Source organism: Arthrobacter alpinus (genome assembly GCF_900105965.1).
Taxonomy (GTDB): Bacteria; Actinomycetota; Actinomycetes; order Actinomycetales; family Micrococcaceae; genus Specibacter; species Specibacter alpinus.
In genome coordinates, this window is the sequence record NZ_FNTV01000001.1 from 3,178,016 (window position 1) to 3,190,492 (window position 12,477).

The 12,477-nt window shown below is 61.8% G+C and carries 11 protein-coding genes; 9 read left to right on the forward strand and 2 right to left on the reverse strand.

Annotation, left to right across the window (positions count from 1 at the left end; genetic code table 11):
• Window positions 1–98 precede the first annotated feature (98 nt).
• The 3 genes from BLV41_RS14530 (at window position 99) to BLV41_RS14540 (ending at window position 3,837) form a co-directional block, all read left to right on the forward strand.
• A complete protein-coding gene (locus BLV41_RS14530) occupies window positions 99–464 on the forward strand; it encodes a zinc ribbon domain-containing protein YjdM (protein ID WP_074712264.1) in 366 nt (121 codons plus the stop codon).
• A 33-nt stretch (window positions 465–497) separates the two neighbouring features.
• On the forward strand, window positions 498–2,492 hold the full coding sequence (locus BLV41_RS14535) for a DUF6541 family protein (RefSeq protein WP_074712265.1): 1,995 nt from the start codon (window positions 498–500) through the stop codon (window positions 2,490–2,492).
• Window positions 2,493–2,604: 112 nt separating this feature from the next.
• Window positions 2,605–3,837, forward strand: coding sequence for a helix-turn-helix domain-containing protein (locus tag BLV41_RS14540; protein ID WP_074713344.1), 1,233 nt, complete (start codon window positions 2,605–2,607; stop codon window positions 3,835–3,837).
• Window positions 3,838–3,923: 86 nt separating this feature from the next.
• Here BLV41_RS14540 and BLV41_RS14545 read toward each other — a convergent pair whose 3' ends face one another.
• A complete protein-coding gene (locus BLV41_RS14545; RefSeq protein ID WP_074712266.1) occupies window positions 3,924–4,892 on the reverse strand; it encodes a phosphoribosylaminoimidazolesuccinocarboxamide synthase in 969 nt (322 codons plus the stop codon).
• Between the two features lie 12 nt (window positions 4,893–4,904).
• Window positions 4,905–6,197, reverse strand: coding sequence for a phosphoribosylamine--glycine ligase (purD, locus tag BLV41_RS14550; protein WP_044577464.1), 1,293 nt, complete (start codon window positions 6,195–6,197; stop codon window positions 4,905–4,907).
• A 104-nt stretch (window positions 6,198–6,301) separates the two neighbouring features.
• On the opposite strand from purD, the gene BLV41_RS14555 reads away from it, so the two are divergent.
• From BLV41_RS14555 to BLV41_RS14580, 6 genes are all read left to right on the forward strand, one after another.
• The gene (locus BLV41_RS14555) at window positions 6,302–7,252 is read left to right on the forward strand and encodes a proline dehydrogenase family protein (protein ID WP_074713345.1); all 951 of its coding nucleotides are present in this window, start codon (window positions 6,302–6,304) and stop codon (window positions 7,250–7,252) included.
• A 238-nt stretch (window positions 7,253–7,490) separates the two neighbouring features.
• Complete coding sequence (locus tag BLV41_RS14560) at window positions 7,491–9,941, forward strand: S1 family peptidase (protein WP_074712267.1); 2,451 nt, start codon at window positions 7,491–7,493, stop codon at window positions 9,939–9,941.
• A 150-nt stretch (window positions 9,942–10,091) separates the two neighbouring features.
• Window positions 10,092–10,649 carry a hypothetical protein gene (locus BLV41_RS14565; protein ID WP_074712268.1) on the forward strand — a complete coding sequence of 186 codons (558 nt, stop codon included), beginning with the start codon at window positions 10,092–10,094 and terminating at the stop codon, window positions 10,647–10,649.
• Between the two features lie 36 nt (window positions 10,650–10,685).
• A complete protein-coding gene (locus BLV41_RS14570) occupies window positions 10,686–11,690 on the forward strand; it encodes an asparaginase (RefSeq protein ID WP_074712269.1) in 1,005 nt (334 codons plus the stop codon).
• Window positions 11,691–11,724: 34 nt separating this feature from the next.
• Entirely contained in the window at window positions 11,725–12,078 is a 354-nt protein-coding gene (locus tag BLV41_RS14575) for a sterol carrier family protein (protein WP_074712270.1), read from the forward strand.
• A 54-nt stretch (window positions 12,079–12,132) separates the two neighbouring features.
• Window positions 12,133–12,456 (forward strand): hypothetical protein, encoded by a 324-nt coding sequence (locus tag BLV41_RS14580; RefSeq protein WP_044577479.1) that lies wholly within the window; start codon window positions 12,133–12,135, stop codon window positions 12,454–12,456.
• Window positions 12,457–12,477 lie beyond the last annotated feature (21 nt).

The following is a 12,477-nucleotide window of genomic DNA, read 5'->3' on the forward strand; positions in this document are numbered from 1 at the left end:
GGTATCCATTGGATACCGCCACTTTTTCTTTTGAGTAAAGGCCCACTTAAATCCAGAGCAATACGGGCCCAATTCGCTGAACGGCTAGGATGGAGCGCATGACTGACACACTTCCCCCTTGTCCCCTTTGCGGCTCCGAGTACAGCTACGAAATGGGCGAGCTGCTGGTGTGCCCCGAATGCGCGCACGAATGGTCCGCCTCGGAAAGCGCGGAAAGCGCCGACGATGCGCCGGACCAGCAGGAAACCTTAGTGAAGGACGCCGTCGGCAATGTTCTGGCCACGGGCGACACTGTCAGCATCGTCAAAACGATGAAGGTCAAGGGCAGCCCCCAAGATCTTAAGATCGGAACCAAGGTTCGCAACATCCGCCTCATCACGCCCGTCAACGGCCACGACATCGACGCGAAAGTGGATGGTTTCGGCCCCATGAAGCTAAAGTCCAGCATCGTCAAAAAAGTTTGATTTGACCCAGCGATCTAGGACAGGGATGTTTGGGTGAGTTCATGGATTGAAGCGCTGCCCGCTTTCACGGTGGCGCTGCTGATGCTTGCCCTGCCCGGCGCTGCAGTGCTTGCAGCGTTGCGGATCCGCGGAGTTGTGGCGGTTTGCCTGGCCCCTGCCGTGTCCGTCTCTGTCATTGCCGTCAGTGCCGTCGTGGCCCCGCTGATCCATCTCTCTTGGAACATTCCGGTGGTTTTGCTGGGCACGGCGATCGCGTCCGGTGCGGCTTGGGCTGCTCGGCGCTTCATCCCCACCCTCCGGGCAGCATCAACGGAGGAAAGCCCGCAGGCGGGGCTCGGGGCACCGCTTTTGGGCGTGCTGCTTGCCTTGGGACTAACGACGGCGCTGCTCACCTTGGTTGCCGCCACCCCGGAAGCATTCACACAGGGTTACGATTCCGTTTTCCACCTCAATGCCACCGAATTCGCGGTGGAAACCGACAATGCCTCATCCTTCGCCATCTCCGGCTTTATTCTGCCAGCCGGCAAGGCGGCCTTTTACCCGGGGGCGTGGCACGGGTTGGCTAGCTTGTTGGCGATTGTCACTGGCGTCAGCGTTCCCGCGGCTACCAATATTGTGTGGCTGGCAACGGCCGGGGTGGTGTGGCCGCTCAGCTGCGTTTTTCTGACCCGCGTTTTGTTTGGCCGCCGCCCTCTTCTGCTGCTGTTCGCCGGCGTGATGGCCGCCGCCTTCCCCGCGTTCCCCTGGCTCTTGCTGCAATATGGCTCGGCCTACCCGAATTCGCTCTCCAACGCCATGGTTCCCTTGGGGATCGGCCTGGCCCTGCTGATCCTGCGCCCGGCCGTCCACACAGGCCTTGAACCCGTTCAGGCGTTGGCGGTGGTGGTACTTTTCCTCCCCGGCGCCGTCATGGCACAGCCCAACGGCATATTCAGCGTTTTGTTGGTCCTGACTCCGCTCTTGGTCTTTCTCGTCTTTGCCTGGCTGCGCACAGGATTCACACGGAGCAAGCGCGGTGGTTTCAGCCGCATGGCACTCCTCATTTTCCTGACGGCATTTGTGGGTGGCGCGCTCTTCACGCTGCCGCAAATTCGCAGTCTTTTTAGTTACACCAGCCCCGCCTTCCTGCTGTTCCCGGTGGCTTTGTTCCGCAACTTCACCCACGCCCCGGACCCGGTCTGGTTCCCGTCAGTGGTCCTCACCATTCTCGTGATGGTGGGCGTTTGGGCGGGGTTCCGCCGCCCAGGACTGCGTTGGTTGCTGGCGGCCTTGCTTCTGCTGACCTTGACCTACCCCTTGGCATCGGGGACCAACGTGGCCCTGGCCAACATTGTTATGGCCCCCTGGTGGGACAACCCGGAACGCGTTGGCGCGCTCATGCCCTTGCTGGCCGTGCCGCTGGCGGCCTTTGGACTGGTCGGCGCCCTCGATTGGCTCCGAGCCAGGTTCCCCGGCACCGCGAACTCCTCGTTCCTGGCCGGGCACAAAGGCAAGATGACGGCGGCAGCGACTCTCGCCGTCGTACTGGTCTTGTCCAACCCGGGACTCTGGCAGATCAACGGCGAGGTGGGCAACATGTACAAGGTACCGGCCGAACCCGACGGGCATGCACAGGTGGACGCCCAGGAGCTGGCCCTGATTCAACGGCTCGCGGACTACACAACCCCTGACGACGTGATCGCCAACAACCCCTACAACGGCTCGGCGCTGGCCATGGCGCTGGCGCGCCGGACCATGCTATTTCCTTACAGCTCTCAGGGCGATCTGAACGAGGACCTGTACACGCTGCGGTTCTGGCTCAATCGAGTGGGTAGCGACCACGAGGTGTGTGCGGCGGCGAAACGGCAGGGCGTCACGTACCTTCTGGACTTCGGCACGGACTACATTCCTGCGTTCAACGATCCTCGTTCCCTGTACCCGGGAGTGACACTGGCACCCGATTCGGACGCCTTCACGCTGATCGCCAGTGAAGGACATGCCCGGCTCTACCGACTGGATACCTGCGGAGGAGTTCGGGTCCAATCCTGACCATCCAGATCTAAAGTCGCAGAATGTGACAACTTTTGTCACGCTTTCCGCCCATTGGCGTGCTGCAAGGCTTAGAGTTTAATCACGATTCCGGCTAACAAGGGGCATGTCCGTGGGCAGCAGTTTTGGTGATCGACTCAAGCAAGAACGTTTGTCCCGCAATCTGACCCAAGGTGAATTGGGTGGCGAGCTTTATTCGGCCAGCTATATTTCGCTGTTGGAAAACGCCCACCGTGAACCCACCACGGAGATCATCAACCAGCTCGCGGAGCAGCTGCAATTGGCCCCTTCATCCGTTGCGGCGTGGGAACGGCCCCGCTTCGATCAGGAGAGCGAATGCCTTCGACTCTCGCTGAGCGCCCGTCAAAGTTGGGACACGCGCGACTACTCAGGCGCCGCAACAAATGCGAATGCGGCAGCACGGCTGGCCAGTGCCAACGACGACGCCGTGACGTGGTGGAACATGATGTTCCTTGCGGCGAGTTCGCTGCTGCGCAATGGAGATCACGCCGAAGCCGCCGCCGTTCTCGGAAAGCTTCTTGGCCACACCCTCACGATTGAAAGCGATGGGCTTGCCCTGCGCGCGAATCAGGTCATGGCCGCCGCAATGCTGGCACAGGGAAGCTTGCCGGAAGCTATCTCGCACGCAACGGCGGCCGTTGAAATTGGATCGGGCGACAGCCCGGAGGAGTTCGCCGCCTATCTCCTCGCCCTGCAAACACTCATCGGCGCCCTGACCGAGGCAGGCCGGCTCGAGGAAGCCTGGACTCACGCGTTGGTCCTGGCAGATTCCGTCACGGATGAGACCCCGCCGCAGATGGCCGGTGAAATCCACTGGGTTGTTGGCAACGTCGCCTTCATCCGCCACGACGTCCGCACCGGTCTGGAGCATCACGCCAAGGCCGGCCGACTGCTCTCCCCCGCCGCAGACCTGGCCCGCTGGGCACAATTCAACAAGGCAACGGCGTGGGTGCGGCTCATGGCCGGGGTGGTGGAACCTGCCACCCTGCAAGCGATCGAACGAAGTGAACTTGCGCACTCGGTGGTAGGCGCGACGGCGACCGAGACATTGGAGGTTTCGCTGCTTCGGGCGCGGTGGAACTACCTGAACGGGGACCTCACCGGCGCTCTGGTTCTTTTGGACACGATTGAGGCCCAGCCGGAGCAGCTGGCGCAGCACATCGCCGGTGATTCCGCCCTGTTGCGCGGCTTGGCCCTGCAGGGCTCGGACCGCCTTTCGGAGGCATACGCCGCGTTCGAATGCGCCCACGACAGGTTCACACAGGCGGGCGCTCTGGACCGGGCCGCCGATGCGCAAGAACACATGGCCAGCGTCCAACTTTAAGTCCTTAAACGCCGCGGGGGTCGTTGTTGCTTTTCGCACCAGGCAGACCGGTGACGAAAGGCAACAGCGACCCCCGCGCATGACAATTAGACGAACGTGGCGCCCGTCAGGCGTTCAAAAGCCTCAACGTAGCGGGCGCGAGTGCGCTCAATGACCTCGGCAGGGAGTGCCGGCGGCGGCGTGTCCGAGGCCCGGTCCCATCCTGATTCCGGGCTGGCCAGCCAGTCACGAACATACTGCTTGTCAAAGCTTGGCTGGGCCTTCCCGGGTGCCCACAGTTCTGCATCCCAGAAGCGTGAGGAATCCGGCGTAAGAACCTCATCGCCCAGGGTGATGACGCCCGTGGCCGGATCGGTCCCGAATTCCACCTTGGTATCAGCCAGGATGATGCCGCGTTCCCGAGCAACCTCCTCGGCGCGTGAGTAGATTTCCAGGGTCAGCGTTCGCAGAGCCTCGGCGGAGGAGGCGCCCACGGTGTCCACCATGGTCTCGAAGGTGATGTTCTCATCGTGCTCGCCCACTTCAGCCTTGGCCGAGGGGGTGAAGATGGCGTTTTCCAAACGCGAACCGTCGCTGAGACCGGCGGGGAGCGGCAGATTGCATACGGTTTGTGAGGAGCGGTATTCGATCAGGCCAGAACCCGTCAGGTAACCGCGTGAAATGCACTCAATGGGGAACATTTCAAGCTTCTTGCACACCATGGCGCGTCCGGCCACGGCGGCGGGAACGCCATCCTCAACCGTGGTTGCCACAAGGTGGTTGGGAACGTTGAGCTGTTCAAACCACCACAGGCTCAGCCCTGTCAGGATGCGGCCCTTGTCAGGAATTTCCGAGGTCAGCACATGGTCAAAAGCACTGATCCTGTCACTTGCCACCACCAGGACCACGTCGTCACGGCCAGCGAACGGGCCATCAGTAGCTGCACTCACCTCAGGGGACCCTGAGTGAGCTTGCGAGCTCTGGGAGGCCTCGGGGATGTAAAGGTCGCGTACCTTGCCCGAGTAGATGTGGGTCCAACCGGAAAGGGACGGTGCTGCGGGTATTGCTGAAGTCATGCGCTAAATTCCTTATGCCTGCGTAGCGGAATCCGCCACGGTAATTTCGCCACGAGCAGCCTTGGCCGCGATGTCGGTACGGTATTGCCCGCCCTCCAAGGAAATTTCCTCAATACCGGCGTATGCCCGCTCGCGAGCGTCCTCCAGGTCCACTCCCAAGCCAACAACCGCGAGCACACGGCCGCCGGCGCTGATGGGGTTCCCGTCGGAGTCACTGCTGGTGCCCGCATGCAGCACGTGAACGCCGTCGAGCCTGTTGGCCTTCTTGAGGCCCCGGATGCGATCGCCGGTTCGCGGTGCGTCTGGGTAGTTCTCGCTGGCAAGTACGACGGCGACTGCCGTCTCGGGTGCCCAGCGCAGCTCGTCGATCTCGTCCAGTTGGCCCTTGGCTGCCGCCATGAGAATTCCGCCGAGAGGTGTCTTCAAACGTGCCAGAACGGCCTGCGTCTCCGGGTCTCCGAAGCGGGCGTTGAATTCGATAACGCGGGTGCCGCGGCTGGTCAATGCCAGTCCGCAGTACAGGACGCCGGTAAAAGGGGTGCCGCGGTGAGCCATCGCGTCGATGGTCGGCTGTGCAACGCGGTCGATGACCTCCTGCACCAGACCTTCCGGCGCCCATTCGAGCGGGGAGTACGCGCCCATGCCGCCGGTGTTGGGGCCTTCGTCGCCGTCGAAAATGCGCTTGAAGTCCTGGGCCGGGGCCAAGGGGACAACTGTGCGCCCGTCGGCGAGGACAAACAGGGAAACCTCAGGGCCGTCGAGGAATTCCTCAATGACCACGGTTCCGCCGACGTCAAAGCAGGACTGAGCGTGAGCCAGGGCTTCGTCGCGGTCTTCGGTAACTACAACGCCCTTCCCGGCTGCAAGTCCATCGTCCTTGACAACATACGGCGCCCCGAAGGCGTCCAGGGCGTCTGCTGCTTCCTGGGCGTTGACGGCAACTTTTGCCATCGCTGTGGGAACCTGGGCCTCCGCCATGACGGTCTTCGCAAACGCTTTGGAAGCTTCCAGCTGTGCGGCTTCCTTGCTGGGGCCAAATACGGGAATCCCAGCCAGGCGCACGGCATCGGCAACGCCGGCGGCCAGTGGCGCCTCGGGGCCAACAACCACCAGGTCACTTTCCAGCTTCAGCGCCAGGGCTGCAACGGCGGCAGGATCACTGGCGTTGATCTCATGCGTTGGCACAATGGCAGCGATCCCGGCATTGCCAGGGGCTGCGTGCACCTCGCTGACGTTGGGGTCGCTGAGCAACGAGCGGACAATGGCATGTTCGCGGCCTCCGGGGCCAATGACTAGAACCTTCACGCTCCAAGACTACTTTGCTTCTCCAAAGCGGCCGCAAAATGACGCCAAAGGGCCTGCCCTTCATGGCAGTCTGGCTCTGGCTGGGCCGGACATATTATGAGGGCATGACTTTTGGAGACCACACCCTGCCTCTTGCCGCGGACACCTTACGTACATGGGCCCTTGATGAAAGCCTCAAAGCTAATGTCATGGCCAACCCGGTTCTGGCTTCGGCTGCTGGCCGGATCGCCCGCCGTTTCATGGCAGGAGAAACCACCAATGACGCTTTGACCTTGATCGCTAAAAATGCCCACCGCGGCCACCTAACAAGCATTGAGTGCGCCGGCGAATCCATTCGATCAGAAGAGATTGCCAACAAGGAAACAGGCATCTTCACAACTCTTATCGCAGAGATGAAAACGCGTGATGAGCTGGCCACGGTATCCTTTGACCTCTCCCATATTGGTTCCGTGGTTTCGCCTGTTCTCGGTCTGGCCAACGCCCTAGCCATAGCGGAAGCTACCCGTGATGCCGGTACTTACATCATGATTTCGGCGGAAAGCTCGGAACGCACGGATCTAGTCCTCGATCTCTACGAAAAGGTCTCCGACGCATTCGAAGAAACCGGGATCACCATCCAAGCCCGCCTCCACCGCTCCCCCGCCGATCTGCAACGGGTCATGCAACGCTCCGGCCCCATCCGCTTGGTCAAGGGAGCGTTTCTTGAAGACAGTACTGTGGCGCATCCCCGGGAAAGCAACGAATTGACCAATGCCTACCTCGCCATGGCGCAGAAGTTGGTGACGGATGGTCATCGGGTAAATCTGGCAACTCACGATTCCTCCATGGTTGAGTCTCTCAAGTCCCTCCTGGGCCAGAAGCTCAAGGGCGCGCATGTTGAGTTTGAGATGTTGCAAGGATTGGGCACCGAACTTTTGGACTCGCTCAGTAATGAAGGTTACGCAACGCGGGAATACGTGCTCTTTGGCTCCGAATGGTGGCTCTACGTGCTGAACCGCATGGCCGAACATCCGGAGCGCGTCATCACGGCCCTTGCAGATCTCAACGATTTCTAGACCGCACAGGAACCCATGATCGTCAATGGAGTGTTCCATTTCCGAGGTAACCACTAGTGAACAGGGTCGACGTACGCAATACTGCAATAGCAGCACTGCAGCACATTAGTCCACTTGATAGATTTACTCGCGGGCTGCCGTGATCACTCATCTGCAGGACTGTCTGGTAGTCAAAAGCGCCTGAGGCGCTCGGATCTCATCACGAAACATTCATATTTCTTCAGGGGGAAATATCCACATGCGAGCAACCAAGCGCGCCTTCTTTATCCGAAGCGGTGCGGCGTGCGCCGCCGCTGCGGTTTTGATTGGCGGAACCTTTGCCGCCAGCACTGCCACCGCAGCACCTTCTACTAATACGGCGCCGTCGTCGATTGCCACAGCAATACCGAGCGCGCCCACCACGCAGCTACCGGCCGAAACGACATTGCCCGACGGTCTGGCCGAGGCAATTAGGCGCGATTTGGGCAAGAGTATTGAGGAATTCAACGCCGATGGCACGGTGGCCGCCAAGGCAGCAGATGTGCAGGCCAGCCTCACTGCGGCCGATCCCTCCGCCGTGGTCTCAGTCGAGGGCGACACCATTAACGTCAAGACCTCCGATCCCGGCGCCGCCAAAACAGCTGCCGGCAACAGCAAGGCCAAGGTCTCCACGCCTCAGGCCCCACCGCTGGTTGCCAAACAGCATTCCGATCTAGCTACCGTGCTTGCCGACTACGCCGAGAAATTCGGCGTGACCAACCTGCAATCGATCATGACTGACGGCAACGGCAACGTTGTGATCCGCACAGGCGATGCCATCACGGACAGCCCGGCACCCACGTCAAGAACTTTCATGGCCTCCACCGAGTACTCCACGGATGACTTCGCTAGCAACTACGCCAACGTTGTCATCGAATCGGCACCCGGACCAGTTGCCGCATTCGCAACGGACGTCACCAACGGCCAGGGCTACCTGGCATTGGCCGGCAAATCAGTCTTTGCCTGTTCAATCGGGTGGAACGGCTTCGACGCTGCGGGCAAGGCGGCCGTCATCTCGGCAGGCCACTGCGCCGAGGACGGCACCGCAACCGAAACTGCCCTGTCCAACCCCGCCACCGAACCCGCAGTTGGTGGTCAGGGCGGAGGCTTCACAGCCGTCTTGGGCACCTTTGGCGCGTCACAGTTCGGCGGCCCCAACAATTCCCCTGTCACCGGTGACGTGAACGGTCCTGCCAGCGGGTTGGGAAACATCGGCACCGACGTTTCCGTCATTGACGGCATCAACCCTGACTTGAACCAGCTGGCCAAGGTTACCGACTGGACAACCCCTGACACACCGAAGAGCTCTGGTCCCGTCGTGACGGGTGTCTCGACAGCCGTTGTTGGCACCGATGTTTGCAAGTCGGGCCGCACCACCGGGTGGTCTTGTTCCAAAGTCGACGAGGTCGGATACTTCTTTGTCGCCGGGAAAAACTACCCTGCTGACTCCGCTGCCTGCGATCCCGTAGCCACCGTCCCCGAGTGTAACGATATCCGCGGCGTCCGAGGCTTTGGCTCAAAGGCGCTCGTAGCCGACCGCGGCGACTCGGGCGGTGCCATCATTGCCGGTTCCCTCGCAGTCGGCATGGTCAGCGCCGGAATTCCCGGTGTCATCTCATACGGAGTGGACCTCAAAGACGCCCTGGCTCACACTGAGGGCTACACGGTCAAGATCTCCCTCGAAACCCCCAAAGTCACTACCTCGGCTCCGGTTTACCGCCAGGGCGCCGTGACCGGAACCCTGGCGGGCGCACCTGCCGGCACCACCGTATCTGTCACCATCGATGGCAAGACCACCGACGCTGCCGTGGGGCAAGGCGCAACATGGAGCGTTGATGCCCCCAACAAGTTCGGCACCTTCGACGTCACGGCCCAGGCCAGGAATGGTTTCAGCACCTCGGAGATCACCAAGGCCTCAGTAACGGTCATCAAGGAGACACTGGCCGCTCCAGCCATCACCAGCCCGGCCGATGGCAGCAGCGTTGCCGCCCCTGTCACCACCATCACGGGAAACGGCAAGCCCGGTGCTACCGTCGAGCTTTCCGGGGACGTCACTGGCACCGTCAAGGTTGGCGGTGACGGCAAGTGGTCGTTCACGCTGCCAAGCGCGTTGGACGGCCTTGGCTGGTACACCGTGACCGCCAAGCAGATCCTGGCGGACTGGAACGATTCCGTCAAGACCACGAGTGACTTCACCGTGGCCCCGGACGCCCCGGCCGTCACCTCGCCTACCAACGGCCAGGCGTTCCTCTTCAATGAGGGCCCGTCGGTCATCTCAGGCACCAATATGGAAGACGCACGTGTCCAGGTGACCATGAACGGCAAGCAATACAACGCCGTCGTGGAGGGCACCACCTGGAGCGTCACGCTGGACGCACCCCTGAACGCCGGCAACTACGCCATCACCACCGTTCAGCAGTGGGGCGATTTCCAGTCCCTGACCGGCACCTACGCATTCGTTGTCAATGCCGAGCCGCAGCCGGAGCCCACCACGCCGCCGGCTACTCAGGAGCCGACCACTGCGGCCACCGCCGCACCGGCGCCCGCAGCCAACAATGACCTGGCCAGTACCGGCGCGTCCGGCTCCACAATGCTCCTTGGGGTGGCCGGTGGACTGCTCGTCCTTGGCGGTGCGGCCTTCATGATTTTCCGCCGCCGTTCTTCAAAGTAACCCTGGCAGCTGGCGTTCGCAGTTAGGCCGCCACCGAACAACGGCAGTGGGTTCCGTTCATCTCGGATGGTACCCACTGCTGCTTGTTTCGACGAAACCAGATTGAGCCTAGACTTTGTCCACACCCCCACAGGACGTTCGGGAGGCACCATGAACCGCAAGAAAATGGCCATGGTAGTTCTGGCCGCCACGATCGCAGGAGCACTTGGCATGAGCGGATGCGCCACACCAGAAATCCCTGAGGCGTCCTCCTCGACGCAGGGCACAAGCCCAGCGGAAACGAACGAAACACAAACGAGCCCTGCAGAAACCAGCGTTTTGCTGCTGCTCAACGATTCCCTCCGCGACCAGCTCGGTAACGAATATTCAGATTCCTGGATTGAGGGCAACAAACTTCACGTCGCTGTCACCACCGAGTCCGCCGCGACCATCGTGACCAAGGCCGGGGCCATCCCCCAAGTCGTCGCCTTTGACGCCACCGCCTTGGAGGCCGCATTGCAGTCCGTGTCAGCATGGCAGGCCAAGCTCCCCAAGGATCAGGCCGCCGCCATTCACAAGATCATTTCCGACGGCCGCACCGGAACGCTGACTCTTTTTGTAGCCCCGGAACAGCTCGACGCCGTGGCCCAGGCAGCGGCGGCGGACAACCCGGCCGGCGAGGTTGGCCTCGTAATCAAAGAATCAACCGGCCTTGCCACACCCTTCTAAGCGCTTCAGCGATGAAGCACTGGATAAGATGACACCATGATCCATACCTTCAGGGCGTACGACGCCGTAGAGCTCGCCGTTCTGGAACGCAGCGGATTTGTTGAGTCGATCCATATTGGTTCCGCCGTTGTGGTGGCCGGGGACGGTTCCGTCGTCACCGAGCTTGGCGATATCAAGGCTCCGATCTACCCGCGCTCGGCCACGAAACCCTTTCAGGCTCTGGCCTCCATGCAGTCCGGTGTCCCCTTGCGCGGCGCTCAGGTGGCGATCGCCTGCGGCAGCCACACCGGGTCCTTGGAACATATGGACCTTGTGGCGGGCATGCTCAAGGCCGCTGGCCTGAATGAGAGCCACCTCGGATGCCCCGCAGCCTGGCCCGGCGACTCCACGGCACGCGCTTGGATGGTTCGCACGGATCGCCAGAAGTCCAAACTTGCCATGAATTGCTCCGGCAAGCATGCCGCATTTTTGTGGGCCTGCCAGGAGAATGGCTGGGATGTGGCCGGCTACTTGGAACCGAACCACCCCATGCAACGAGCCGTACGCACGGTATTGGAGGAGTACACCGGCGAACAGGTCACCCACACCGGTGTTGATGGTTGCGGTGCCCCTGTCATGGCGGTCTCTTTGACAGGACTGGCCCGCGCCTTCAGCACGCTCGCGAAGGCCCCAACGGATAAGAACGCAAACGCCAGGGCCGCCACCATTGCCACATCCATGTTGGACTACCCCTGGGCCGTGGAAGGGCATGGGAAACCCAACACGGTTGTCATGGATGAGCTCGGTGTCATCGCCAAGATGGGTGCTGAAGGTGTTCTGGCCATGGCCACCGCCTCGGGTGCCAGCGTTGCCGTGAAGATTCTTGACGGCAACGGCCGGGCTGCCTCGCTCGTTGGCCTAACGCTCTTGGCCGCATCAGGCGCCCTGGACATTCCCGAGGTTGCCGGAGTGTTGGACAAGGTTGTCCCTCCGGTCATGGGCGGCTCCAGCCGAGCTGGCAGCCTGCGCCTGGGCCAAGCGGTCAGCGCCCTGCTGGTTTGACCCGACACGAAAATCACAAATTCAGGAGCCTGACATGCCCGCCCGTCGTCGGATAGACATCGCCGAGGGAAGCGCCGCCCTTGCCGCTTGGCGCGGAGGGGAAGCCTCCCGCCCTGTGACAGCCATGGCGGTGCGGTACACGCTCGAGGAATTGGCCGCCCGCGCCCCGGGAAACTCGGTGGAGGTGCGCGTCCCTCCCTTCGGCGTCACGCAATGCATCGCCGGGCCTCGGCACACCCGTGGCACGCCCCCCAATGTGGTGGAGTGCGACGCCGGAACCTGGCTTTCGCTGGTGACCGGCGGGACCAGTTGGGGTGACGCCGTCGAACATGGCCTGGTTGCGGCGTCCGGACTACGCGCCGATCTCTCCAAGGAACTACCCTTCTAGCGAACCCCGTGCCGGCCCGGCGGCGCCTCCAGCTGGGCCGGGTACCCTTGAAATATGACTTCCCAGCCTGATTCGACTTCCGGAGAGCCCCGCAAACTCAGTGTGCGCCGTGCCCCGAAGTATGTTCCGTTCATGATCGCCGGTGCCATTATTGGCATCATGGTTGCGGCCATCCTCACCTTGGCACTCCCACCCAATGACCAGTTTGAAACCTCCAGCGTCTTTGGCATGTTTGCCGTGCTGATGCTGGCTCCGGGTGTTGGTTTGGGCGCAATAACTGCCCTCTTGCTGGACCGCCAAAGCAGGCGCCGTGCCACAACGCTGGTAGCTCAGCCGCTGCCCGACGACGAGTCCAACGCTGAGGGCGAGACCGCCTAAGCGGGCACAGCAATCGCACGA

Coding starts and splice junctions, on each gene's coding strand:
- BLV41_RS14545 (WP_074712266.1), bottom strand. CDS start 4,892: ATGACTTCAGCAATACCCGCAGCACCGTCCCTTTCCGGTTGGACCCAC.
- BLV41_RS14565 (WP_074712268.1), top strand. CDS start 10,092: ATGAACCGCAAGAAAATGGCCATGGTAGTTCTGGCCGCCACGATCGCA.
- BLV41_RS14575 (WP_074712270.1), top strand. CDS start 11,725: ATGCCCGCCCGTCGTCGGATAGACATCGCCGAGGGAAGCGCCGCCCTT.
- BLV41_RS14560 (WP_074712267.1), top strand. CDS start 7,491: ATGCGAGCAACCAAGCGCGCCTTCTTTATCCGAAGCGGTGCGGCGTGC.
- BLV41_RS14580 (WP_044577479.1), top strand. CDS start 12,133: ATGACTTCCCAGCCTGATTCGACTTCCGGAGAGCCCCGCAAACTCAGT.
- BLV41_RS14530 (WP_074712264.1), top strand. CDS start 99: ATGACTGACACACTTCCCCCTTGTCCCCTTTGCGGCTCCGAGTACAGC.
- BLV41_RS14555 (WP_074713345.1), top strand. CDS start 6,302: ATGACTTTTGGAGACCACACCCTGCCTCTTGCCGCGGACACCTTACGT.
- BLV41_RS14570 (WP_074712269.1), top strand. CDS start 10,686: ATGATCCATACCTTCAGGGCGTACGACGCCGTAGAGCTCGCCGTTCTG.